This window comes from Nonomuraea sp. MTCD27 (assembly GCF_041950495.1).
Classification (GTDB): domain Bacteria; phylum Actinomycetota; class Actinomycetes; order Streptosporangiales; family Streptosporangiaceae; genus Nonomuraea.
In genome coordinates this window covers 693,487-716,941 of sequence record NZ_JBGNUW010000001.1, presented here as the reverse complement: position 1 = coordinate 716,941, position 23,455 = coordinate 693,487, and the positions used below count along the sequence as shown (strand labels likewise).

Below are 23,455 nucleotides of genomic sequence, written 5' to 3'. Positions count from 1 at the left end.
GACAATCGGTCACATGGCGGTCGGGAACGTCCGGGGCTCGGCCTCGCCCCAGGGCTCGCCGTGCAGCGGGTGCACCGCCCGGCTCTCGTCCATCCAGAGGAAGGCGTCGTAGCGGCGGCCCACGATCGTGGGCACGTAGTTGCCCCAGCGCTCGCGGTCCGGGTGGTACACGACGCCGATCGCCCGGTGCCCCATCGGCTCGTCGTACCAGTCGGCCCGCAGGCCGGAGGGCGGCACCAGGAACAGCGCGTCCTGACCCGGGAGGGCCTCGTGCAGGAACGCCTCCAGGGAGGCCGGGCGCGCCGGCGGGACCGGCATGACGTGGTGCTGCGCGCCCCACCGGTCACCGGCCACCACCGTGCCCCGGTGGCTGCCGAAGCCCACGAGCACGACGTCCTCGTGGTGCCGCTCGCGGGCGAGCTGCCCGAGATTGGTCATCCCGGCGGCGGCCATGTCCGTGGCCCGCGCGTCGCCGATGTGCGTGTTGTGCGCCCACACCACGCCCTTGGCCCGATGGTGCTCGGCCAGCCGGTCGAGGGTGTCGGCCATGTGGACGTCCCTGATGTTCCAGGAGTCGGGGCCGCCGCGCACCATGGCCCGGTAGTAGCGCTCGGCCCCGGCCACGACCTCGGCGTTCTGCCGTACGCCGAAGCCGCCCGCGCCGCCCGGGGCGGTGCCGGCCACCGCGGCCAGCAGGTTCACCACCTCGTCCTCGCAGGTCTCGGGGATCAGGCGGCTGACCAGGCCGTACTGCTGGGGGTCGTGGCCGTAGGACTCGAAGCAGTACAGGGCCTCCATCACGGTCTCCACCTGGTCCGGCAGGTGGGCGGCGGCGTAGCGGCGCAGGGCGCGCAGGGAGTCCCAGAGGCTGTAGACGTCCAGGCCGTGGAAGCCGCAGCGCTCGCCGGGCGGGCGCTCGGCGTTCCACCGGCTCAGCCAGCGGCAGAAGTCCGCGACCTCCTCGTTGGCCCACATGAAGGTGGGCCAGCGCTCGAAGCCGTACAGCGCGTCGAAGGGGTCGGCGCCGGTGGTGACGGCCTGGTTGACCCGCTCGCAGTCGGGCCAGTCGCCCTCGACGGCGACGAAACCGAAGCCCTTCTCGGCGATCAGGCGCCGGGTCAGCGCGGCCCGCCAGGCGTAGAAGTCGTGCGTGCCGTGGCTGGCCTCGCCGATCAGCACGAACCTGGCCTCGCCGACGCGTTCGAGCAGCGGGCCGAGGTCGCCGGGGCCGGTGAGCGGCAGCGCCGCGCGGCGCACCTCGTCCTGGTTCGTCATGGGTCCTCCTCCGAGACAGGCGCGCGAGCCGACGGGGCCGTGCGGGAGGTCATGGGTCCTCCTCCGCGAGCATCCGCAGGCATTCGCGGGCGAGTTGGAGCTCCTCGCGCACCTGGACCACCAGCACCGGTACGGCGGCGTCGTACGCGCTGACCGGCCCGTCGTCGGGCCGGTTGCCCCGGACCGGGGGCCGCACCCCGAGCAGGCCGAGGCGGCGGCAGACGGCCTCGCGCACCTCCGGCTGGTCCCAGCCGATCTCTCCGGTGAACACCAGCGCGTCGATCCGCCGCAGCGAGGTGGCCGCGGCGGCGATCTCCCGGCTGACCCGGTGGGCGAACACCCGCAGCGCCAGCCCGGCCGCCTCGTCCCCGTCCCGCTCGGCCGCCACCAGCTCCCGCGTGTCCCCGGAGCGCCCTCCCGACAGGCCCAGCAGCCCGGAGCGGCGTTCGAGCCCCTCGCCCAGCTCGTCGACCGACAGGTGGCCCTGCGACAGCAGCCACACCAGCATCCCGGGGTCCACGCCGCCCGAGCGCTTGCTCATGGGCAGCCCGTCCAGCGGCGTGAACCCCATCGAGGTGTCCAGGCTGCGCCCGCCCGACAGCGCGCACACCGAGCAGCCGCCGCCCAGGTGCGTCAGCACGAGGTCGAGCTCGGCGGCCGGGCGGCCGAGGAGCTCGGCCACCCGGTCGGCGGCCCAGGAGTAGGACAGGCCGTGGAAGCCGTAGCGGCGCAGGCCGTACCGCTCGCGCCACTCGTGCGGCAGGGCGTAGACGGCGGCGGCGTCCGGCAGGTCGGCGTGGAAGGCGGTGTCGGGGCAGAGCACGTGCGGCACGGCCGGGAGCTGCTCGCGGGCCGCCTCCAGCAGGGCCAGCGCCGGCGGCAGGTGCAGCGGCGCCAGGCTCGTCAGGCGCGCCAGCGCCGCGGCCGTCTCGTCGTCGGCCACCGCGGGCGCGCGCAGCAGGTCGCCGCCGTGCACGATCCGGTGCGCCACCGCCCGGACGTCGCGGTCGAAGTGGCCGCCGAGGAACGCCGACAGCTCCTCCCTGGCCGATCCGGGGTCGACGGCCCGCTCGGCGTGCGCGCTGTCCAGCACGCTGCCGCCCTGGACGAGGTCGAGACGCAGGCTCGACGAACCGGCGTTGACGGTGAGTATCGCCGCCGACTCCGCCACCTGCTCGTCCATTGCCCGGCCCATGCCGCCCGGCTACCCCCGACCGTCTTCACAAAACGGACGAACGGCCGCCCCGGCTTTACCCCGCTCAGGGGTTGCCTCTCCTGGAGCTCGGGTAGTCGTGCGCCATGGAAATCACCCTGCAGGTGAACGGCGTGTCCCGCACGGTGGACGTGGATCCGCGAATGTCGCTGCTCGACCTGCTCCGCGAACGGCTGGGGCTCATCGGCGCCAAGAAGGGGTGCGACCACGGCCAGTGCGGCGCCTGCACGGTCCTGATCGACGGGCGGCGGGCCAACTCCTGCCTGGCGCTGGCGGTGGCGGTGGCCGGTTCGGAGGTCACCACCGTCGAAGGGCTGGCCAGGGGCGAGGACCTCCATCCCCTGCAGGCCGCGTTCATCGAGCACGACGCCTTCCAGTGCGGCTACTGCACGCCGGGCCAGCTCTGCTCGGCGGCCGGGATGCTGGGGGAGCCGGGCCCGAGCGCCGTCACCGAGGACATCCTCGTCGATCCGGACCTGACCCCCGAGGAGATCAGAGAGCGGATGAGCGGCAACCTGTGCCGGTGCGGCGCGTACGTCAACATCGTCGGCGCGATCGGCGAGGTGGCCCGGTGAAACCCTTCGAGTACGCCCGCGCCGTCAGCCCGGCGGAGGCCGTGCGCGACTTCGCCCCCGGCACCATGTACCTGGGCGGCGGCACCAACCTGGTCGACCTCATGCGGCTGGGCGTGGCCGAGCCCGAGCGCCTCCTCGACGTCAGCCGCCTGCCGCTCGACATCATCGAGCCCGTGGGCGACCGCGTCCGCGTCGGCGCCACCGTGCGCAACACCGACCTGGCGGCCGACCCCCTCGTCCGCAGCCGCTATCCCATGCTGGCCAGGGCCGTGCTGACCGGCGCCTCCGGCCAGGTGCGCAACGTCGCGACGGTCGGCGGCAACCTGCTGCAGCGCACCCGCTGCGCGTACTTCCAGGACGTGACCAGACCCTGCAACAAGCGCCGCCCCGGCTCCGGCTGCCCCGCGATCGCCGGCGACCACGGCAACCTGGCCGTCCTCGGCACCTCCGGCTCCTGCGTGGCCACCCACCCCTCGGACATGGCCGTCGCCCTGGCCGCGCTGGAGGCCGAGGTGCACGTCACCGGCCCGGGCGGCGACCGCATCATCCCCATACCCGGCCTGCACCGCCTGCCCGGTGAGGAGCCGGAGCGCGACACCGTGCTGGAGCCCGGCGACCTGATCACCGCGGTGGAGCTGCCGCCGCCGCCCCCGGGGGCCTCGGTCTACCGGAAGGTGCGCGAGCGGGCGTCGTTCGCGTTCGCGCTGGTGTCCATCGCCGCCGTGCTCGACGTGGGCTCCGACGGCGTCGTCACCGGCTGCCGCATCGCGCTCGGCGGGGTGGCGCACGCCCCCTGGCGGGCCGAGCGGGCCGAGCGGGCGATCATCGGCGGGCCGGCGACCGGCGAGGCGTTCCTCCAGGCCGCCGAGGCCGAGCTGGAGCAGGCCCACCCGCTGCCGCGCAACGCCTTCAAGGTGCCGCTGGCCCGCAACCTGATCGTCTCCACGCTGGAGGAGCTGGCACCGTGAACCGCATCGAGGGCCGCGTCAAGGTCACGGGGTTGGCCACGTACGCCGCCGAATACCCGGCCGAGGGCGTCACCTACGCCTACCCCGTGCAGTCGCACATCGCCAAGGGCCGCGTCAAGCGCGTGGACAGCGGCCCGGCGCTGGAGATGCCCGGCGTGCTGGCCGTGCTGTCCTGCGAGGACCCGCCCGACCTGGCCGAGGACGCTGACCCGGAGCTGGCCCTGTTCCAGCGCCGCGAGGTCGCCTACCGGGGCCAGCTCGTCGCCGCCGTCGTCGCCGACACCTACGAGAACGCCCGCGCCGCCGCCGCGGCCCTCCGCGTCGACTACGACCCCGACGACCACGACGTGCGCCTGCACCCCGAGCACCCCGGCCTCTACCGGCCCGAGGTCGTCAACCCGAACTTCCCCTCCGACACCGGGCACGGCGACGTCGAGGAGGGGCTCGCCGCCGCCGCGACCACGGTCGACGTCACCTACGAGACGCCCGTCCTGCACAACAACCCGATGGAGCCGCACGCGGCCCTGGCCCTCTGGGACGCGGAGGGCAGGCTGCTGGTGTACGACACCGCGCAGGGCTCCTCGACCAGCCGCGACATGATCGCCAAGACCCTGGACCTGCCGCCGGACCGGGTGCGCGTGGTGGCCAGGCACGTGGGCGGCGGGTTCGGCTCCAAGGGCACCACGCGGCCGCAGGCCGTGCTGGCCGCGATCGCCGCCAGGGAGGTCGGCCGCCCGGTCAAGATCGTGCTGACCCGGCAGCAGATGTTCGACGTCACCGGCTACCGCACGCCGACGATCCAGCGGGTGCGGCTCGGCGCCGACGCCGAGGGCCGGCTCACGGCGCTGGAGCACGTGGCGTACGAGCAGAGCTCCACCCTGGTCGAGTTCGCCGAGCAGACCGCCACCCCGTCGCGCGTCATGTACGGCACGCCCGCGCTGCGCACCGCGCACCGGCTCGTCCGGCTGGACGTGGCCACCCCGTCGTGGATGCGCGCCCCGGGGGAGTGCCCCGGCATGTACGCGCTGGAGTCCGCCATGGACGAGCTGGCCTACGCCGCCGGCCTGGACCCGGTCGAGCTGCGCGTCATCAACGACCCGGAGACCGAGCCGGACAGTGGCCTGCCGTTCAGCTCCCGCAACCTGGTCGGCTGCCTGCGCGAGGGCGCCCACCGGTTCGGCTGGGAGCACCGCGACCCGGAGCCGGGGATCAGGCGCGAGGGGGAGTGGCTGGTCGGCACCGGCGTGGCCGCCTCGACCTACCCGGCCAGGCGGTTGCCGTGCAAGGCCGTGGCCACCGTGCGGGACGGCGACTTCCTCGTCCAGGTGGCCGCCGCGGACATCGGCACCGGCGCGCGTACGGCGCTGACCAGGATCGCGGCCGGCGCGCTCGGCGTCGCCCCCGAGCGGGTGCACGTCGAGCTCGGCGACAGCGACCTGCCGGACGCGCCCGTCGCCGGCGGCTCCATGGGCACGGCCTCGTGGGGCTCGGCGGTCGTGCGGGCCTGCGAGGAGCTGCGGCGCGACGGCAAGGAGGGCCGCGCCGACACCAGGGAGGAGATCAAGGGCGACGCCCGGCTGGCCCGGCACGCCTTCGGCGCCCAGTTCGCCGAGGTGCGGGTCAGCTCCGTGACCGGCGAGGTGCGCGTCCCGCGGCTGCTGGGCGTGTTCGCCGCCGGGCACATCGTGGACGCCAAGCTGGCCAGGTCGCAGTTCATCGGCGGCATGACGATGGGCCTGGGCATGGCGCTGATGGAGGAGACGCTCACCGACGAGGAGTTCGGCGGTTTCCTGCACCGCGACCTGGCGCAGTACCACGTGCCCGCGTGCGCCGACGTACCGGACGTGGAGGCGGTCTGGCTGGACGAGCAGGACGGCGAGCTCAACCCGATGGGTAGCAAGGGCATCGGCGAGATCGGCATCGTCGGGACGGCGGCCGCGATCGGCAACGCCGTCCACCATGCCACCGGCCGCCGCATCCGCGAGTTGCCCATTACGCCGGCGAAGATCCTCCTACCGAGGTTTTAGCCGTTCTTGGCAAGGAAGAGGAAGTCTCTCGTTGACTGGCGGGAGGCGGCGTGAAGAACGAGTCGGACCAGGAGCGCGCGGATCGCAATTTCGTCGAGCTGCTCCAGGGCGCGCGTGTGGCGGTCACCGGCGTGCAGGTGCTGTTCGCGTTCCTGCTCACCGTGCCCTTCTCCTCCGGGTTCGCCCGGCTGGACCAGGTCGACCGCTGGCTGTACTACGCGGCGCTGGTCAGCGCAGCGATCGCGTCGATCTGCTACATCGCGCCGACCGCCCAGCACCGCGTGCTGTTCCGGCAGGGCCGCAAGGAGACGCTGGTACGCCGCTCCAACCTCTACGGCATCCTCGGCGCGCTCGCCCTGGCCGTGTCGATGACCACGTCCACGATGTTCGTGATCGACTACCTCTTCGACGCGACGCTGGCCTGGATCACCGCGGGCGCCCTGGCCGTGCTGGCGCTGTGGACCTGGTTCGGCCAGCCGGCGCTCAACCGGTCGGATCAGTCCTCGTCGGACGGGAGCCCGGTGTCGTCGTCCGACGACTGACGCCCGTACGCGGCCCGGGCGATCATGTAGGCCGCGACCGACACCGTGACCACCTGGGAGATCGCCACCAGCAGCAGCGGCCCGGCGTTCGACCAGGTGGGCCGGTGCAGCCACATGGCCAGCAGCACCAGCAGCACGCCGAGCACCTGCGGCTTCGTGCCGGCGTGCATGCGGTCCAGCGTGGTGCGGAAACGCACCAGCCCCGCCCCGGCCGACAGCGCCAGCGCAGCCCCCAGGAGCAGGCAGACCCCCTCCGCCACCTCCAGCGCGCTCATCGCGGCCCCCTTCCGGTCCGGTCCGCGAAGAACCGGGCCAGCGACACCGACCCGACGAACCCCAGCAGCGACAGCACCAGCAGGATCGGCAGGTCCGAATAGTCGTCCCTGGCCACGGCGAACGCCCCCACCCCGCACATCGACAACGACGTGAACACGTCCAGCGCCACCGCCCGGTCCAGCATCGACGGCCCGCGCCCCGCCCGCCACAGCGAGGCGGCCGCCCCGCACCCGAGCAGGACGAGCGTCGCCAGGTACACCGCCGTCACGGCAGCTCCTCCCGATCCCGGCGGGTGCCGAACGCCGCCACGATGCGCGACTCCAGCCCCGCGATGTCCGCCCGCACGGCCTCGGCGACGTCGCCGGGCCGGCCCAGCACGTGCACCAGCAGCTCCCCGGGGTACCTCTCCAGCACCAGGCTCCCGGGCACGGTGGACAGCGCGACGATGATCATCACGGTCAGGGCCTCGGACGACGTGCGCAGCGGCACCCGGACGATCTGCGTCGGCGGCTGCCCCGGATGCGCCACCCAGAACACCACCCGCACGGTCGAGATCACCATGTCCCAGCCGAACCACAGCAGGAACCTGACGAGCGCCACCGGACGCACCCGGATGCCGGGATCGAGGAGGGGCAGCGGTAGCAGCCACGTCACCACCAGCCCGGTCACCAGCCCGCCCAGCACGTTGCCCGCCGACAGGTCGCCCCACAACATCACCCACACCAGCGCCAGCCAGGCCACCAGCGGCAGCGGTACCCGCCGGCCGAGCACCCGCGGCGCCAGGACCTCCCGCCGCACGGGCTCGCCGCCAGGCACGTCCCGCCTCATGGCCGCCCCTCCAGCACCGCCGAGATGTACGGCTCGCGGGCCAGCAGCTCGCCCGCCGTCCGCTGCGCCAGCGCCGACAGCGGCCCCGCCAGCACCGTGAACGACAACCCGAGCGCGACCAGCGCCACCACCGACAGCGGCAGCGCCGCCGGCAGCGTGGCCGTCGTCACGGTGGGCTCCTCACCGGTGTACTCCTCGCTCTCCAGCACCCGGCCCACCCGGTCCGAGCGCGGGCCGCGCCAGAACGCCTTGCCCCACGTCTTGGCCACCGCGTACAGCGTGAGCAGGCTCGTCACCAGGCCCCCGGCCACCAGCGTGACCGGCAGCCACCCCCCGGCCGCCAGCCCGGCCTGCACCAGCATCAGCTTGCCCAGGAACCCCGACATCGGCGGGATGCCCGACAGGTTCATGGCCGGCACGAAGAACAGCACGGCGATCAGCGGCGTCGCCCTCATCAGCCCGCCCAGCCGGGTCACCGACGTGGTGCCGGTCCGCCGCTCGACCATCCCCGTCACCAGGAACAGGCTCGTCTGCACGGTGATGTGGTGCACCACGTAGAAGATGGCCCCCGCCATGCCGGCCGGCGTGGACAGGGCCACGCCGAAGACCATGTACCCGATGTGGCTGACCAGCGTGAAGGAGAGCATCCGTTTCATGTCCGTCTGCGCCACCGCGCCCAGCACCCCCGCGAGCATGGTGGCCAGCGCGACCCACATGAGCAGCGTCGAGACCGGCCCGCCGGGGAACAGCAGCGCCTCCAGGCGGATGATCGAGTACACGCCGACCTTGGTGAGCAGCCCGGCGAACACGGCCGTGGCCGGGGCGGGCGCGGTGGGGTAGGAGTCGGGCAGCCACGCCGACATGGGGAAGATCGCCGCCTTGATCGCGAACGCCAGCAGCAGCGTCAGCTCCACCAGCAGCTTCACCTGCTCGGGCAGCGTGGCGAAGCGCTGGGCGAGCTGCGCCATCGACAGCGTCCCGGTGGCGGCGTAGGTGACGGCCAGCGCGATCAGGAACAACATCGACGAGGCCAGGGCCATCAGCGTGTACGTGGCGCCCGCCCGGATCCTGGAGTCCGTGCCGCCGAACGTCAGCAGCACGTACGAGCCGCTCAGCAGCAGCTCGAACGCCACGAACAGGTTGAACAGGTCCCCCGACAGGAACGCGTCGGCCACCCCCGCCACCATCACCAGGAACGCCGGATGGAAGATCGCCATCGGGGCGTCGTGCTCCTGCTCGTCGTAGGCGTTGGCCACCGAGTACGCCATCACGCACAGCGTCACCGCCGAGGACACCACGAGCACCAGCGTGGAGAGCCGGTCGGCCACCAGGCAGATGCCGATCGGCGACGGCCAGCCGCCCAGCTCGGTCACCAGCGGGCCGTGCGCGTCGGCCGCGACCATCAGCACCACCGCCACCGCCAGCGAGATGCCCAGCGTGACGAGGCTGATGAGCGACTGCAGCCGGCGCAGCCGCCCGCCGATCGCCAGCTTCACCCCGGCGGCCAGCAGCGGCAGCATCACCGGCACGCAGACGAGGCTCTCCAGCGTGATCGGGCTCTCCATGGGTCAGTCCTCGCCCTCCAGCTCGGGGTCCTGCGCGAGGGCCTGCCGCTCGCGCTCCTCCCGGATGGCCGCGCGCATCTGCCTGCGCGCGTCCCGCTGGCGGGCCTTGAGCTTGCGGCGCAGCCGCTTCTCCCTGGCCGCCTGCTCCTCCCGCCCCCGCTCGTGCTGCTCGCGCAGCTGCTCGATGCGCTCGGCGTTGTCCATGGCGTCCCAGCCCGCGCGCAGCCCCACCTCCTCGAAACGGCGCTGCAGCTCCTCCTCCGACACCCCCTCCTGCCTGAGCCCGCGCATCCACCGGTCGAGCTCGTCGTGCACCCGGGAGATGCGCCGCTCCAGGTCGGCCTCCTCCAGCCGTTCCCGCTCGGCCTGCTCGGCCTCCAGGTGGGCCAGCTCGGCCCGCTGCTCGGTGACCAGCCGCCGGTAGGCGTCCCGCCGGGCGCGTACGGCGTCGCCCAGCTCGCCGCGCCGCGCGCGCAGCCGCACCCGACGGTCCTCGGTGTCGTCCTGGACCTCGTCGCTGCCGGTGAGCTGCCACGAGCGGTGCACCAGGGCCAGCAGGAACGCCGTCACGCCCAGGGTGATCACGATGGCGGTGAGCACCATGGCCTGCGGCAGCGGGTCGGCGAACCCCGGTGCGTCGGTGAAGGGCGGGCCGCCCGCGCTGCCGCCGGAGGTGACGATCAGCAGGTTCACCCCGTTGCCCAGCACGATGACGCCGGCCAGCACCCGTACCAGGCTGCGTTCCAGCAGCAGCGTCACCCCGACGGTGATCATCACGCAGCAGGCCGCGAACGGCACCAGGGACAGGCTCACGAGCCCTCCTCGGCGTCGATCTGCCGGTCCAGCTCGGCGCCCAGGCCGCGCAGCACGTCCTGGACCATGCCGACCACGGACACGTACACGCCGAGGTCGAACAGCAGCCCCGTGGACACGTGCACGTGCCCGAGCACCGGCACGGCCACGTCCGTGGCCAGCATCTCCAGCGCCGCCGACCCGAACAGCAGCCCGATCAGCGCCGTCCCCGCCGACAGGGTCAGCCCGGCCCCCATGAGCACGCCCGCGTGCACCGGCACGGCCGCGGCCAGCTCGTTCCGGCCGCCCGCCAGGTAGCGCACGGTGATCGCCAGCCCGGCCACGATGCCGCCCGCGAACCCGCCGCCGACCCCGCTGTGCCCGATGAACAGCAGGAAGACCGACAACGCCAGCACCGTGTGGAACGTCAGCCGCGCCGCCACCTCGAACGCCAGCGCCCGCTGCCCGCGCGGCAGCGTGGCCGCCAGCCAGTGCGTGCGCTCCGCGGGACGGTGCCCGGCCTCGCTCCGCTCGATGCTGTACGACCTGCGCCGCAGGAACACCAGGCTCGTCACGCCCAGCGTGAGCACGATGAGCACCGCGCTCTCGCCCAGCGTGTCCCACGCGCGGATGTCGAGGATGATCGCGCTGACGATGTTGCGCGCCCCGGCCTGCTCGGCCGCCCGGCCCATCAGCGCGCCGACCGGCTGCTCGCCGCGCGCGGCCATCGCCAGCATGCCCGCGCCCGTGACGACCACCCCGAACGCCAGCCCCACCCCGAGCCGGAACGGGATCGGCAGCCGCCCCCGGTCCGGCTCGATCGGCAGCCGCCGCAGCACCAGCGCGAACACCACCAGGCTCAGCGTCTCGGCGAGGAACTGCGTCAGCGCCAGGTCGGGCGAGCCGTGCGCGAGGAACAGCAGCGCGGTGCCGTAGCCGGTCAGGCCGATGATCAGGGCCAGCAGGATGTACGCGCGGGAGAACAGCGCCAGCACGGCCGCGGCCGCCAGCAGCACGACCACCACAGGCTGCTCCGGCCGCTGCCAGGCGACGACCGGCACGTCCAGGCGGGGCGCGCCGCCGTGCAGGAGGGAGAACAGCCCCACCCCGACCGTCACCAGCAGCGTCAGCAGCAGGTAGTCGGGCACGGAGCCGCGCTGGATGAAGCCGGTGAGCTGGATGGCGAACCGGTCCAGCCGCCGCACGGCCGACCAGAAGACCTGGCTGGAGTCGAGCACGTGCAGCGCCGCCCCCGCCCGCGCCACCGGCTCCCGGGCCAGGAACAGCACCACCCCGCCCGCCAGGGCCGCCGCCGACAGCAGCAGCGGCGGCGTGAAACCGCTCCACGGCGCCAGGTGGGAGGGGTGCCCCGGGTCGGCGAACGTGCCGGTGTAGCCGGACATCGCGCCCTCGTACCAGGAGGCCAGGGGGGCGAACGCGAGCCCCGGCACCGACAGCAGCGCGGCCGGGGCGAACATGGCCGCCGGCACCGGGTGCACCTGCCGCGCCGGCTTGCCCGGCTTGTCGACGAAGGCGCCCCACAGGAAGCGCAGCGTGTACGCCGCCGTCAGGGCCGAGCCCGTCACCACGCCCGCCAGCGTGAGCGGCGCGCCCAGCAGCGCCTCCAGCGCCGCCTCCTTCCCGGCGAACCCCACCAGCGGCGGCAGCCCCGCCATCGAGGCCCCCGCCAGCACGGCGACCGCGCGCACCCACGGCATCGCCCGGCCCACGCCGCTCAGCTCGCCCAGGTCCCGGGTGCCCGCCGCGTGATCGACGATGCCCACCACCAGGAACAGCGCCGCCTTGAACAGCGCGTGCGCCAGCAACATGCCCACGCCCGCCAGCGCGGCGCCCTCGTTCCCCGAGCCGAACAGCACCACGAGGAACCCCAGCTGGCTGACCGTGCCGTAGGCCAGCAGCCGCTTCAGATCGTTCTCCCGCAGCGCCCGCCACCCGCCCAGCAGCATCGTCACCAGGCCGAGCGGCACCGCCACCGCCCGCCACAGCGCCAGGTCGCCGAACGCGGGGCCCAGCCTGGCCAGCAGGTAGACGCCGGCCTTCACCATGGCGGCCGCGTGCAGGTATGCCGACACGGGCGTGGGCGCGGCCATCGCGGCGGGCAGCCACGTGCTGAACGGGAAGATCGCCGACTTCGCCAGCGCCCCCGCCAGCACCAGCACGACGGCGACCGGCGCCAGGTCCGGCGGACGGGCGACGATCTCCGACACCTGGTAGGAGCCCGCCGCCTGGCCGACCAGCACGAACCCGGCGAGCATGGCCAGGCCGCCGAACGTGGTGACCGTCAGCGCCTTCATCGCGGCCTGCCGGCTCATCCGGCTCATGGGGTCGTAGCCGATCAGCAGGTAGGAGAAGACGGTGGTCAGCTCCCAGAACACGTACAGGAGGAGCAGGTCGTCGGCGGTGACCAGCCCCAGCATCGACCCCGCGAAGGCCACCATCGCGCCGCCGTAGCGGCCGAGCGCTTCGTCGCCCGCCGCGAAGTACCGGGCGCTGTAGCACAGCACCAGCACCCCGACCCCGGTGACCAGCGACATCATCAGCACGGTCAGCGGGTCCGCGCGGAAGGACAGCTCCATGCCCAGCGCGGGCGCCCACGTCGTGCTCTCCCGGGCGGGCAGGCCGCGCAGCGCCAGCCAGCCGGCGTAGCAGAACGCGGCGGCCGGCGGGACGGCCAGCAGGGCGAACGAGGCGCGCCCCAGCCGAGTGGCCAGCCAGGGAGCGCAGGCAGCCACGGCCGCGTGCAGGATCAGCAGCGACTCCATGGGCTCCTCGGACGGGAATTTCCGGCTACGCCCGCCCAATCTCCCCCACCGCGCCACCACCGCCACACAGGCGCGACCGGGATTGACCCGAACGACACCAGTCCCACACCGAGGTGTGGGACTGGCCGTTTCGCGTGCTTCAGGTCCGGTCGTTACAGGTCCCCGCGAGCGGGGCCCTGGTCGTGATCAGGTACTGGTCGACCTTGCGGTCCAGGCAGGCCGAGCCCTTGCGGTAGCCGGTGTGGCCGTCGGCGTCGTGGGTGAGCAGCACGCCGTTCGACAGCTGCGCGGCCAGCGCCTTGGCCAGCTTGTACGGCGTCGCCGGGTCACGCGTCGTGCCCACGACCACGATCGGCGGCGAGCCCTTGGCGTGCACCTTCTTCGGGTAGCGGGTGCCCTTGACCGGCCAGTACGGGCAGGGGTTCTCCGGGTGGTCGACGCAGTTGATGGCCACGAGGGCCTCGAAGCTGTTGTCGTAACGGCCGCCGATCGTCCGCCCGTTGCCCGCGTCGGCCAGCAGCAGCAGCTTGCTGCCGTCGCCCTTGTACGCGTCCGTCAGGGCCTGCCGCAGGCTGGGCCAGCTGGCGGTCTGGTACATGGAGAACTGCACGGCGCCGCGCACCACGGCCTCGGTGACCTGCCTGCCGTCGTACACGTTGCGCAGCGGCGCCGTGTCGGCCCGCCGGTAGAGCTTGTCGAGCTGCTTCAGCGCCGCCTTGACGTCGTGCTTGCGGAACGGGCAGTTCCTGGCCTTGAAGCAGTCCCGCAGGAACGACGTCGTCGCCACCTGGAACCCGCGGGCCTGGTCCTGGACGAACTCGGCGGCGTGCTGGGACGGGTCCTCGGCGCCGTCCAGCACCATCGCCCTGATCCGCTTCGGGAACATGTCCGCGTAGATCGAGCCGAGATAGGTGCCGTAGGAGAAGCCCAGGTACGTCAGGCGCGCGTCACCCAGCGTGGCCCGCATCACGTCCATGTCCCGCGCCGTGTTCACCGTGCCGACCTTGGACAGCAGCTGCTTGCCGGAGTTCGCCACGCAGTACTTGGCGAAGATCTTGGCCCACTGTCGCGAGTGCCTGACCTCGGCGCGGGTGTCCGGGGTCGGGTCGAGCGCGTGGTACGCGTCGAGGTCGAGCGTCCCCAGGCAGCGCACCGGCGAGGACGCGCCGACGCCGCGCGGATCGAAGCTGACGACGTCGAACCGCTCCCTGACGGCGGCGGAAACGATTTCCTTGCCGGCTTTCAGGGCGGTCACGCCGGACCCGCCGGGACCGCCGAAATTGAGCACGACCGAGCCGATCTTCTTGCCGGTGGCGGGGAGCCGGACCATGCTGATCTTAATCCGTTTGCCGTTCGGCTTCGAATAGTCGAGTGGCACTGACAATTTCGCGCACTCGTACCCGTTACCGCAGCCTGACCAGGCAAGACGCTGGCCGTAATAAGTGTCGAGCCCGTCGGTGGCAGTGGCCTGCGCCATGGCGGGCAAACCCGTCAGGGCGATCAGGCCCGCGATGACAGGCGTAAAGATTGTGATTAGGCGTCGCATGCTCGAACGGTGCGCGGTGAACCTTGCGGCGCCCTTTATAGTCGCTGGAATAGATCCATTGCAAGAAATGTAACTCGCCGGGAACGGCCCGGCTGACCTGCGCGTCCATCCGTCGAGCCGGACTGCGCGGACCTCGCACGGGGGCGCTGCGCGCCCTGAGTGGCCCGGTCGCGCGGCGCGGGCTCTGCCGGGAGGTCAGCTCGCGTCGGAGACGCGTCGGTGGACCTCCTCGGCGAGCCGGTCCAGCGACCGGTCCAGCAGCCCGCGCACCTCATCGGCCCGGGCACCCGAGTCGGGCTCGTCCAGGAGGCTGATGTGCACGGTCACCTCGCTGGTCCCGGCGGCCGAGTCGGAGACCTGCAGCCATCCCGAATAGTCGGGATGGTCGCGCCCGCCCCACTCCACCCGGAGCTGGTCCTCCTCGGCGCGGAACAGGCCCTCGTGCTTGCCGGTGCCGGGCACCAGCGAGCCGTCCGCCTCGATCGTGCCGGGGCCGCTGTCATGCACCGACAGCCCCTGGGGCAGCCAGCGGTCCATGATCTCCACGTCGGACGCGACGCCGAACACCACCATGCTCTCCGCGGGCATCCCGCGCGTCGCCTCGAACTCCGCCATACCGTCCCCCCGAGTTCCAATGCCAGCGCCGTACCCCTGTGATCTGGTCGCAAACAGCGGTCGCCCCGTCGGTGTCTGCCGCTACGGTTGCGTGGGTGGTAATCGTGTGGCGAGGGGAGCGGGGCGATGGCGGAGCCGCCACGGGTGCCGCCGGAGATGTTCCGGTTCACCACCACCGAGCGGGCAGATCTGCACACCGCGGTGCTCTATGCCTTCGGCGAGGCCAACGAGCGGCTCGAGACGGCGCTGACGGTGGACGAGGTGCGCGAGCGGCTGCGCGCGGTGGGGTGGTACGCGCCGGTCGGCGAGCAGGATCTGGCCGGCACGCTCAAGCAGCTGGCCGGCTGGGGGCTGCTCGACGTGATCTTCAATCACGCGGGGAGCTTCGCGACCGCCGAGGAGTACGAGCGCAAGAACCTGCAATATTCGCTGACCAGACGGGGCGAGGCGGCGTTCGCCGGGGTGCAGCACGCCATGGCCATGCTGGCCTCGGCGGGGGCGCTGCAGACCGCCGTGCTCGACGCGATCGCCGACCGGCTGGGGGAGCTGGACAGCCTGCTGCGCGACCCCGACCCCGGGCGCAACCGGCGCATCTTCAGCAGCCTGCAGGAGCTGGAGGGGCATCTCGACGGGCTGCGTAACAACACCAAGCAGTTCAACGGGGAGCTGCAGCGGCTGCTGCGCGTCGAGGGGTCGGATCTGGCCACGTTCCACGAGGTCAAGGCCGCCACCGTGGCCTACCTTCAGGAGTTCGTGACCAATCTGGAGCAGCGGGGCGACACCATCGCGGCCGCGCTGCGCGCCGTGGCCCGGCACGGGGTCAGCGTGCTGCACGCCCGCGCGCTGGACGGCGCCGACCTGCCGAAGGTGCCCGGGGCCGATCATGCCACCCCCTGGCTGGCGGCCCGGGCGGCGAAGTGGGACGGGCTGCGGCTGTGGTTCGCCCCAGAGGTGGAAGGCGCTGAGGAGGAAGGCGCCGAGGGGGCCGTCAGCGGAGGCAGTGGGGGAGGGGTCGCGGGAGGCGCCGGGCGGGGTGCCGCGGGCGGTGGGGTGCCGCGGGTGCGGCAGTTGCATGATGTGGCGCGGCGGGCGATCGTGTCGCTGTTGCAGGTGCTCGACCGCATCACCGACTCCCGCCGGCGCTCCTCCAGCGCCGCCGCCGACTTCCGTACGCTGGCCCGCTGGTTCGCCACCGCGCCCGGCGAGGACGACGCGCACCGGCTGTGGGACGCGGCGTTCGGGCTCGGCTCGGCCAGGCACCCGCACCTCGGGCACGCCGACGCCGAGCTGATCCCCGCCGGGGTGCCCTGGGCGGAGGCCGAGCCGGTCGAGGTGTCGGCGCTGCTGCGCTCGCGCGGGCGTACGGAGCGGATGGGCCGCACGGGCAAGGTGCGCGACGTGGCGGCGCTGCGGGCCGAGCGCAGGGCGCGGGCCGAGAAGGAGCGGGCCGAGTTGGAGGCCGCCTGGTCGGCGCTGGCCACGACCGGCGCGATGCGGCTGTCGCAGCTGGGGGAGCTCGACCATGACACGTTCGGGCGGCTGCTCGACCTGCTGGGGCGGGCCCTGGCCGAGCGGCCCGACTCGCTCGGGTTCCGGCGGGCCGTCACCTCGGACGGGCGGGTGGAGATCGTGCTGCGGGCGCCGGACGACGGGGCGGTGGCGGTGCTGCGCACGTCCGAGGGGTGGTTCCGGGGCCCCGACTACCTCATCGACGTACGGGCTCCGGGGGCCGGCAGCCGCGGGAAGGTGGTGGGCGCGTGAGCAGCCTGGCCAACCAGCTCGTCAGGGCCGAGAAGGAGGAGATCGCCCGCGCGATCAGGACCCTGCTCGGCCGGCCCCTCGTGTCCCTGCACGACGACCCCGCCGCTTTCGACCTGATCAGGAAGCGGCGGCAGCCGCTGATCCAGTGGTTCGACTACTTCTGCGGCTGGCGGCTGGTCGTGGAGTCGCGCCAGGGGTACGCCCGCCTGGTCAAGATCGGGTCCGAGCCGGGCGCCACCCGCCCCGCGCGGCGCCGCCGCACCACCAGGGCGCCGTTCGACCGTCGCCGCTACACGCTGCTGTGCCTGTGCGCGGCCGAGCTGCTCACCTCGCCGGTCACCACGATCGGCATGCTGGCCCAGCGGGTGGTCCAGGCGGCCGCGGTGGAGGCCGACGTGCCCGCGTTCGACCCGGTCAGGAACGACGAGCGGGCGGCCTTCGTGGACGCGCTCAAGCTGCTGGAGCACTACGGGGCGATCACCTCCATGGACGGCGCCACCGACTCCTACCTGGATGACGAGGACGCCAAGGTGCTCTACCGGGTGGACACGACACGGGTGATCCGGCTGCTGGCCGCGCCGGTGCCGCCGTCCAGGGTGGCGGCCGCGATGGAGACCGCCCTGGAAACCGTCCCGGATGCCACGCTGGAGGAACGCGACCCGGGAGGCGGCCCGGCGAGCGACCCGGTGCGGGCGCTGACGGTCGAGGCTCGTTACGGCGGCGACGAGCCGACCGAGACCCAGCGCAACCTGTGGGCGCGCCACTCGCTCATCCGCCGCCTGCTCGACGACCCCGTCGTCTACCGCGACGAGCTCACCCCCGCGCAGTCCGCCTACGCCGCCTCCCTGACCGGCCGCCAGATCCTGCGCCGCGCCGCCGAGGAGGCCGGGTTCGTGCTGGAGGAGCGGGCCGAGGGCTTCCTGCTCATCGACACCGACGCGATCGCCACCGACACCAAGTTCCCCGACGACGGCAGCCACGCCAAGGTGGCCGCCCTGCTCATGCTCGACCTGCTGGTCACCTCCGGCCCCGTCACCGCCGCCAGGCTCGACCGCGAGGCGGCAGGGCTGCTGCGGCGGTTCCCGCAGTGGGCCAAGGCCTACCAGTCCGAGGGCGGCGGGCCGCGGCTGGCCGCCGACGCGCTGCAGGTGCTCACGCAGTTCGGGCTGGCCCGCGTCACGGGTGACCAGGTCGCCGCCCTGCCCGCCGCGGCCCGCTACCGGGTCGATCACGGCGCGGCCGTCCAGGAGGATTCATGACAGTCACCGAGCTCGCCCCGCCGCGCGCCGCGCAGGGAGTGGACGCCCGCTGGACCCCCGTACGCGCCGGGATCCTCAACGTGTGGCGCTACTACGACGAGGTGTTCGAGTTCCACCGGGGCAGGCTGCTGCTGCGCGGCCCCAACGGCAGCGGCAAGTCCAAGGTGCTCGAACTGCTGCTCCCGTACGTGCTGGACGCGAGCCTCAAGCCCAGCAGGCTGTCCACGTTCGGCGGCACCGAGCGCACCATGCACTGGAACCTGATGGGCGACGGCGCCGGCGGCACCACCCGGGTCGGCTACGTGTGGCTGGAGTTCCGGCACGCCGACGGCCGCTGGTTCACCTGCGGCGCCCGGCTGCAGGCCACCATCCACACCAAGAACGTCACCGCCACCTACTTCACGACCGAGGCCCGCGTCGACGCCCCCGACGGCGTCCGGCTCACCGGCGACGCCGGCCAGCCGCTGACCAAGGCCCAGCTCGTGGAGGAGCTCGGCGCGTCCGGCAAGGTCCATGAGTCGGCCGAGTCCTACCGTACGGTCGTCCGCCAGACGCTCTACCGCGCGCTCAACGAGCAGCGCTACGACTCGCTGCTGACCGCGCTGCGCCAGCTCCGCACCCCCAAGCTGTCCGAACGCCTCGACCCCGGCCTGCTGTCGGAGCTGCTGTCGAGCGCCCTGCCGCCGCTCGGCGAGGGCGAGATCCACGAGATCGCCGAGGGGTTCGAGCGGCTCGACCGCCAGCGCGAGGAGCTGCGCCTGCTCGACCGCGACGTGGAGGAGGCCGACCGGCTCGCCACCCGGCAGCGCAACTACGCCCAGCGCGTCCTGCGCGCCGCCGCCGCGGCCGTGACCTCCGCCGGATACTCCCTGGAGTCGCTGGCGGCCGAGGTCAAGGCCAAGCGGGAGGCGCTCAAGGAGGCCGAGCGGGAGCTGGACGCGGCGACCGTGCGGCTGGGCGAGGAGGAGGCGCAGGAGCTGGCCCTGGCCGCGCAGATCGACGGGCTGAAGGAGAGCGAGGCGTACAAGGCCGGCGGCGACCTGCACCGGCTCCGCACCGAGGCCCAGGCGGCGCACGAGGCGGCGGGCCGCCTGCGCGACCAGGCGGGGCAGGCGGCCCGCGCCGTGTCGGGCAAGCAGGAGCTGTCGGCCCGGGCCGCCGACACGGCCCGCAAGGCGGCGGCGCTGGCCGACCGCGCCCGGACGGAGGCCCGCCACGCGGCCGAACGCGCCGGGCTGCTCGCCGTCCACGAGGAGACGGAACGGGCTGGATCGGCCCAGGAGCCGCCCGGACCCGCCCATGGGCGGCGCCACGAGCCAGGGGCAGGCGGTGCCCCGCGCGGTGAGGCCGCGCCGGACAGGGGCGAGGGACCGCGGGGCGCGCCGGACCCGGGTGAGGGAGCGCGCGGTGTGGCGTCCTCGGGTGAGGGAGCGAGGAGTGCGGCGGACGGTGAGGAGGCCGTGCGCAGGGCGCGGGAGCTGCTGCGGGCCGCCGTGTCCAGCCGTGCCGCCCAGATCAGGGAAGTACGCGCCGGAGCCGTCGGGCACGAGGAGGCGATCAAGCGCCGCACCACCGCCGAGCACGACCGCGACCAGGCCCGCGACGACCTGGCCGCCGCCCAGGAGGCGCACGGGCGGGCCGAGCGGCTGCGCGACGACCGCGCCCGCGACCTGGCCGCCGCCCTGGCCGACTGGGCGGGCGGCTGCACCCAGCTGCAGCTGGAGCCGGGCACGCTGGCCGGCCTGGCCGACGACTTCGAGGGCGCCGACGACCTGGTCGGCACCGCCCGGACGATGGCCGCCGTCGAGCTGGCCGCCCGCGAGCAGCACCTGAGGCGGCTGCGCGAGGGCCTGGCCGCGGAGCGCGCCGAGCTGGCCCAGGAGCGCGAGAGCCTCAACGACCAGACCGTGCTCGAACCGCCCGCCCCGCACACCCGCACCACGGCCGCCCGGCTCGGACGGCCCGGGACGCCGCTGTGGCGGGCGGTGGCGTTCAGGTCGGGGCTCGACCCCGTCGCGCAGGCCGGGGTGGAGGCCGCGCTCGAGGCCTCGGGCCTGCTCGACCTGTGGCTGCGGCCCGACGGCGGGTTCGACCCGGGCGAGCACGACGCCTTCGCCGTGGCCGCGCTGTCCAAGCCCGCCCCCGGTTACAGCCTGGCCCACGTGCTGTTCACCGAGGCCGACTCCCCGGTGCCGGCCGACACCGTGCTGGGCGGCATCGCGTTCGCGCCCACCGCGATCGGCGTCGACCACCCGGCCGTCATCGGCGCCGACGGCACCTGGCGGCTGGGCCCGGCGGCGGGCCGGTGGGTCAAGCCCGAGCCCGCCTACATCGGCGCCACCGCCCGCGAGCGCGCCAGGCGGCGCCGCATCGCCGAGCTGGACGACCGGCTCGGCGAGCTGGCCGGGCGGATCGCCGAGTGCGACCATCTGCTCGCGGTGGTCGACGGCGACCGCGAGACGCTGGCCGCCGAGCTGCGGCGCAGGCCCGACCGCAGGCCGTACGCCGACGCGGTGCAGGACCTCGACGGCGCGGTGAAGAAGGTGGCGCTGCGGGAGGACCAGCTCCGGGCGTACGAGCAGCGCCTGCAGGAGCGCGAGCAGGACGTCGGCAGGTCGCTGCGCCGGCTCACCGAGCTGGCGGACCGGCACGCCCTGCCCACCGCGCTGCCCGCGCTCGACAACCTCGAGGAGGCCCTGCGCACCGCCGAGACCACCGGCGCCGTCTGGCACGACCGCCGCGCCGACGCCCGCGCCGCCAGGGAGCGGGCCGAGCTGGCCGCCGAGACCGCCGGCGAGTACGAACGCCTCGCCGTCGAGGCCGTCGAACGCGCCGAGGAGGCCGCGGCCGCCGCCGTCGTGCTGGCGGAGCGGCTGGCCGCGATCGAGTCCACGGTCGGCGTCGAGCACCTGCGCGTCCTCGAGCAACTTCAGGACACCCAGGCCGCCTACCAGGCGTGCCGCCGCCTGATCAAGTCGGTCAACGACGGGATGGCCCGCCTCAACGCCCGGCTCGGCCAGCTCAGGGGCGAGCTCGGCACCGCCGAGGACAAGCACGCCGAGGCGGGGCGGGTGCGCGACGAGGTGTCCGACCGGTTCCGCCGCCTGGCGGCCGGGCACCTGCCGGCGGACGCGCGGGCGCCGGTCGAGCTGGCCCCCGAGGCCGGGGTGCGGGCCGTCCTGGAGGCGGCCAGGGCCGTGGCCGAGCAGCTGGCCACGGTCCCGTACGAGCACAAGAACGTCAGGGAGGCCGAGGCGCGGCTGCAGGACGCCTTCCACCACGCCAGGGAGATCCTCGCCGACCGGGCCGACCTGGAGCTGGCGCCCGACGAGGACGTACAGGTGCTCACCGCAACCGTCGGCGGCGTCCGGGCGGGGGCCGCGGCGCTCAGCAAGGCGCTGCGCAAGGAGCGCGACGAGCGGCGCTCGGACATCACCGACGCCGAGCGGGACCTGTTCGACCGGACGCTGGCCGGTGACACGCGGCGGCACCTGGCCGACCGGATCAGGCAGGCCACGGCCCTGGTGGAGGGCATGAACCAGCGCCTCGAACGCGTCCGCACCGCCTCCCGGGTGGCGGTGCGGCTGGTGTGGCAGGTCGATCCCACCCAGTCGGCCGGCACCCGGGCCGCCCGCGACCTGCTGCTGCGCGATCCGGCGGGGCTGTCGGAGGCCGACAAGGAGGCCCTCTACGTCTTCTTCCGGGATCGCGTGGAGGAGGCGCGGGCCGACAACTCCTCGGCGAGCTGGGAGGACCAGCTCATGAAGGTGCTCGACTACACGGCCTGGCACCGGTTCGTGGTCAAGCTCGACCGCGGCGACGGGCAGGGCTGGCAGGACCTGACGCGGAAACTGCACGGGGCGCTGTCGGGCGGGGAGAAGGCGATCGCGCTGCACCTGCCGCTGTTCGCCGCGGTGGCCGCGCACTACCAGACCGATCCGGGGTGCCCGCGGTTCATCCTGCTCGACGAGGTGTTCGTGGGGGTGGACAAGACGAACCGGGGGCAGGTGTTCGACCTGCTGGTGGACCTGGGGCTGGACCTGGTGCTCACGTCCGACCACGAGTGGTGCGAATACCGGGAGCTGGACGGGATCGCGATCCACCAGCTCATCACCGGCGACGGGGACGACGCGGTGACCACGGCCCGGTTCGTCTGGAACGGCTACCGAACGGTGCCGGCGGAATGACCCCCGGCCAGGCGGGCGGGGAGGTGCCCGAGCGGCTGCGGTCGGTGGAGCTGCGGCCCGTGTGGCAGGCCCTGCACGAGCGGCTCTCCTCCGGTCACCGGGTCAGCCGGGTCCGGGTGACGGGGCTGGAGGCGGCGCAGCAGGCCGCCGTGGCCGATCTTCTCGGCCTCGACCGCTACCCGGGGCCCGCGATCACCATCGACGTGGCCAGGCTCGAAGGGGCGCTGGGGCTCGACGCCCGTACCGTCACCGAGGCCGTGATCGGGCCCCTCGACGACCGCAGGCGCAGGCACGCGGAGCGGCGGCTCGAACGGGAGGCGCTGCTCGGCTGGTTCGCCGCCCACCCGGTGGTCGTGGCCGAGCCGGCGCTGCTCGCCCTGTCCGCCGTACGCGCCGGGCGTGACCTGCTCGGACAGGCCCTGGACGTGCTCGCCGCCCTGCCCGCCGCGGGCCGCCCGCTGGCGGCGGTGGCCGCCGACGTGACCGGCGACCCGCACGCCCTGGACGAGGGCACCCGGCTGTCGGCGCTGGTGCTGAAGGCCCTGTCCATCCTGTACGACGTGCCCGCCCCCGAGGGCGCCGAGGCGCGCCGGGCGCTGTGGGAGCGGGCGGGCGTGGCCTGCGACGCCCTCTCCACCACGGTGCTGGTCGCCGGTTTACGCCCCTCCGGCGACGAGCCCCTGGCCCGGGTGCTGCGGATCTGGGACGGGCGGCCGAGCGTGATCACGCTCGCGCAGCTCCAGGACGTACGCGAGCTGCGGCCGGCCGAGCCGGACGCCTGGGTGGTGGAGAACCCGACCGTGCTGGCGCTGGCCCATCAGCGGTTCGGCACCTCCTGCCCGCCGATGATCTGCACCTCGGGCTGGCCCAACAGCGCCGTCATCCGCCTGCTGCGCTCCCTCCCGGGGGTCCGGCTGCACTACCACGGCGACTTCGACGGGGCGGGCCTGCGCATCGCCGCCTACACCATGGCCAAGACCGGCGCGGTGCCGTGGCGCATGTCGGCCGGCGACTACCTGCGGGCCCTGGCCGACGGCCCGGCCTCCGGCCCCGCGCCCGGCCAGGTCACCGACGCGCCCTGGGATCCAGGGCTGGCCCCGGCGATGCGCTCGCGCGGGCTGGCCGTCCCGGAGGAACGGGTCGCGGAGCGGCTGCTCGACGACCTGGCGAGGTGATCCGGGGCCGGTGCGCGGGCGAGGCGGAAGCGGCGCCGGATGTCATGAGGGTGTTTCCGGTCGCGCGC

The 23,455-nt window shown here is 73.9% G+C and carries 18 protein-coding genes; 8 read left to right on the top strand and 10 right to left on the bottom strand.

All coding sequences use genetic code 11. The features are described 5' to 3' along the window. Positions 1–9: 9 nt before the first annotated feature. A complete protein-coding gene (locus ACBJ59_RS03320) occupies positions 10–1,275 on the bottom strand; it encodes an erythromycin esterase family protein (RefSeq protein WP_375108663.1) in 1,266 nt (421 codons plus the stop codon). Between the two features lie 49 nt (positions 1,276–1,324). Further along, positions 1,325–2,470 carry an acetate/propionate family kinase gene (locus ACBJ59_RS03315; RefSeq protein ID WP_375108662.1) on the bottom strand — a complete coding sequence of 382 codons (1,146 nt, stop codon included), beginning with the start codon at positions 2,468–2,470 and terminating at the stop codon, positions 1,325–1,327. 104 nt (positions 2,471–2,574) lie between these two features. Here ACBJ59_RS03315 and ACBJ59_RS03310 point away from each other — a divergent pair, with 104 nt between their 5' ends. From ACBJ59_RS03310 to ACBJ59_RS03295, 4 genes are read left to right on the top strand one after another with little or no spacing between them, the layout of a single operon-like run. Further along, the gene (locus ACBJ59_RS03310) at positions 2,575–3,063 is read left to right on the top strand and encodes a (2Fe-2S)-binding protein (protein ID WP_375108661.1); all 489 of its coding nucleotides are present in this window, start codon (positions 2,575–2,577) and stop codon (positions 3,061–3,063) included. Beyond that, positions 3,060–4,031, top strand: a complete 972-nt coding sequence (locus ACBJ59_RS03305) for an FAD binding domain-containing protein (RefSeq protein ID WP_375108660.1) — start codon at positions 3,060–3,062, stop codon at positions 4,029–4,031. The genes ACBJ59_RS03310 and ACBJ59_RS03305 overlap by 4 nt, the downstream gene beginning before the upstream one ends. Further along, entirely contained in the window at positions 4,028–6,058 is a 2,031-nt protein-coding gene (locus ACBJ59_RS03300; protein ID WP_375108659.1) for a xanthine dehydrogenase family protein molybdopterin-binding subunit, read from the top strand. Before ACBJ59_RS03305 ends, ACBJ59_RS03300 begins: the two co-directional genes overlap by 4 nt. Before the next feature lie 50 nt (positions 6,059–6,108). Next, positions 6,109–6,600, top strand: coding sequence for a DUF6328 family protein (locus ACBJ59_RS03295; protein WP_364124896.1), 492 nt, complete (start codon positions 6,109–6,111; stop codon positions 6,598–6,600). On the opposite strand, the gene mnhG is transcribed toward ACBJ59_RS03295, so the two are convergent. The 8 genes from mnhG to ACBJ59_RS03255 all read right to left on the bottom strand — a co-directional run bounded on the left by mnhG (position 6,555) and on the right by ACBJ59_RS03255 (position 15,005). Beyond that, complete coding sequence (gene mnhG / locus ACBJ59_RS03290) at positions 6,555–6,875, bottom strand: monovalent cation/H(+) antiporter subunit G (RefSeq protein ID WP_375108658.1); 321 nt, start codon at positions 6,873–6,875, stop codon at positions 6,555–6,557. The two genes, ACBJ59_RS03295 and mnhG, sit on opposite strands and share 46 nt — an antisense overlap. Continuing rightward, positions 6,872–7,144, bottom strand: coding sequence for a monovalent cation/H+ antiporter complex subunit F (locus ACBJ59_RS03285; RefSeq protein WP_375108657.1), 273 nt, complete (start codon positions 7,142–7,144; stop codon positions 6,872–6,874). The genes mnhG and ACBJ59_RS03285 overlap by 4 nt, the downstream gene beginning before the upstream one ends. Further along, the gene (locus tag ACBJ59_RS03280) at positions 7,141–7,704 is read right to left on the bottom strand and encodes a Na+/H+ antiporter subunit E (protein ID WP_375108656.1); all 564 of its coding nucleotides are present in this window, start codon (positions 7,702–7,704) and stop codon (positions 7,141–7,143) included. Before ACBJ59_RS03280 ends, ACBJ59_RS03285 begins: the two co-directional genes overlap by 4 nt. Next, positions 7,701–9,269 (bottom strand): Na+/H+ antiporter subunit D, encoded by a 1,569-nt coding sequence (locus ACBJ59_RS03275; protein ID WP_375108655.1) that lies wholly within the window; start codon positions 9,267–9,269, stop codon positions 7,701–7,703. The genes ACBJ59_RS03280 and ACBJ59_RS03275 overlap by 4 nt, the downstream gene beginning before the upstream one ends. Before the next feature lie 3 nt (positions 9,270–9,272). Continuing rightward, positions 9,273–10,082 (bottom strand): Na(+)/H(+) antiporter subunit C, encoded by an 810-nt coding sequence (locus tag ACBJ59_RS03270; protein WP_375108654.1) that lies wholly within the window; start codon positions 10,080–10,082, stop codon positions 9,273–9,275. Next, complete coding sequence (locus ACBJ59_RS03265) at positions 10,079–12,844, bottom strand: Na+/H+ antiporter subunit A (RefSeq protein ID WP_375108653.1); 2,766 nt, start codon at positions 12,842–12,844, stop codon at positions 10,079–10,081. Before ACBJ59_RS03265 ends, ACBJ59_RS03270 begins: the two co-directional genes overlap by 4 nt. Before the next feature lie 139 nt (positions 12,845–12,983). Further along, positions 12,984–14,174, bottom strand: a complete 1,191-nt coding sequence (locus tag ACBJ59_RS03260) for an alpha/beta hydrolase (RefSeq protein ID WP_375108652.1) — start codon at positions 14,172–14,174, stop codon at positions 12,984–12,986. Positions 14,175–14,585: 411 nt separating this feature from the next. Further along, positions 14,586–15,005 carry an SRPBCC family protein gene (locus tag ACBJ59_RS03255; RefSeq protein ID WP_375108651.1) on the bottom strand — a complete coding sequence of 140 codons (420 nt, stop codon included), beginning with the start codon at positions 15,003–15,005 and terminating at the stop codon, positions 14,586–14,588. Between the two features lie 126 nt (positions 15,006–15,131). Here ACBJ59_RS03255 and ACBJ59_RS03250 point away from each other — a divergent pair, with 126 nt between their 5' ends. The 4 genes from ACBJ59_RS03250 to ACBJ59_RS03235 are packed head-to-tail and all read left to right on the top strand — an operon-like array spanning position 15,132 to position 23,387. After that, positions 15,132–16,766 carry a TIGR02677 family protein gene (locus ACBJ59_RS03250; protein WP_375108650.1) on the top strand — a complete coding sequence of 545 codons (1,635 nt, stop codon included), beginning with the start codon at positions 15,132–15,134 and terminating at the stop codon, positions 16,764–16,766. Next, positions 16,763–18,025, top strand: a complete 1,263-nt coding sequence (locus tag ACBJ59_RS03245) for a TIGR02678 family protein (protein ID WP_375108649.1) — start codon at positions 16,763–16,765, stop codon at positions 18,023–18,025. The genes ACBJ59_RS03250 and ACBJ59_RS03245 overlap by 4 nt, the downstream gene beginning before the upstream one ends. Further along, positions 18,022–22,212, top strand: a complete 4,191-nt coding sequence (locus ACBJ59_RS03240) for a TIGR02680 family protein (RefSeq protein WP_375108648.1) — start codon at positions 18,022–18,024, stop codon at positions 22,210–22,212. Before ACBJ59_RS03245 ends, ACBJ59_RS03240 begins: the two co-directional genes overlap by 4 nt. Then, complete coding sequence (locus tag ACBJ59_RS03235) at positions 22,209–23,387, top strand: TIGR02679 family protein (protein ID WP_375108647.1); 1,179 nt, start codon at positions 22,209–22,211, stop codon at positions 23,385–23,387. The genes ACBJ59_RS03240 and ACBJ59_RS03235 overlap by 4 nt, the downstream gene beginning before the upstream one ends. The last annotated feature ends 68 nt before the right edge of the window (positions 23,388–23,455 follow it).

Excerpts from the sequence above, each read along its gene's own strand:
- ACBJ59_RS03320 (WP_375108663.1), bottom strand. The coding sequence starts at position 1,275 with ATGACGAACCAGGACGAGGTGCGCCGCGCGGCGCTGCCGCTCACCGGC.
- ACBJ59_RS03315 (WP_375108662.1), bottom strand. The coding sequence starts at position 2,470 with ATGGGCCGGGCAATGGACGAGCAGGTGGCGGAGTCGGCGGCGATACTC.
- ACBJ59_RS03310 (WP_375108661.1), top strand. The coding sequence starts at position 2,575 with ATGGAAATCACCCTGCAGGTGAACGGCGTGTCCCGCACGGTGGACGTG.
- mnhG (WP_375108658.1), bottom strand. The coding sequence starts at position 6,875 with ATGAGCGCGCTGGAGGTGGCGGAGGGGGTCTGCCTGCTCCTGGGGGCT.
- ACBJ59_RS03280 (WP_375108656.1), bottom strand. The coding sequence starts at position 7,704 with ATGAGGCGGGACGTGCCTGGCGGCGAGCCCGTGCGGCGGGAGGTCCTG.
- ACBJ59_RS03275 (WP_375108655.1), bottom strand. The coding sequence starts at position 9,269 with ATGGAGAGCCCGATCACGCTGGAGAGCCTCGTCTGCGTGCCGGTGATG.
- ACBJ59_RS03265 (WP_375108653.1), bottom strand. The coding sequence starts at position 12,844 with ATGGAGTCGCTGCTGATCCTGCACGCGGCCGTGGCTGCCTGCGCTCCC.
- ACBJ59_RS03260 (WP_375108652.1), bottom strand. The coding sequence starts at position 14,174 with ATGGTCCGGCTCCCCGCCACCGGCAAGAAGATCGGCTCGGTCGTGCTC.
- ACBJ59_RS03255 (WP_375108651.1), bottom strand. The coding sequence starts at position 15,005 with ATGGCGGAGTTCGAGGCGACGCGCGGGATGCCCGCGGAGAGCATGGTG.
- ACBJ59_RS03250 (WP_375108650.1), top strand. The coding sequence starts at position 15,132 with ATGGCGGAGCCGCCACGGGTGCCGCCGGAGATGTTCCGGTTCACCACC.
- ACBJ59_RS03240 (WP_375108648.1), top strand. The coding sequence starts at position 18,022 with ATGACAGTCACCGAGCTCGCCCCGCCGCGCGCCGCGCAGGGAGTGGAC.
- ACBJ59_RS03235 (WP_375108647.1), top strand. The coding sequence starts at position 22,209 with ATGACCCCCGGCCAGGCGGGCGGGGAGGTGCCCGAGCGGCTGCGGTCG.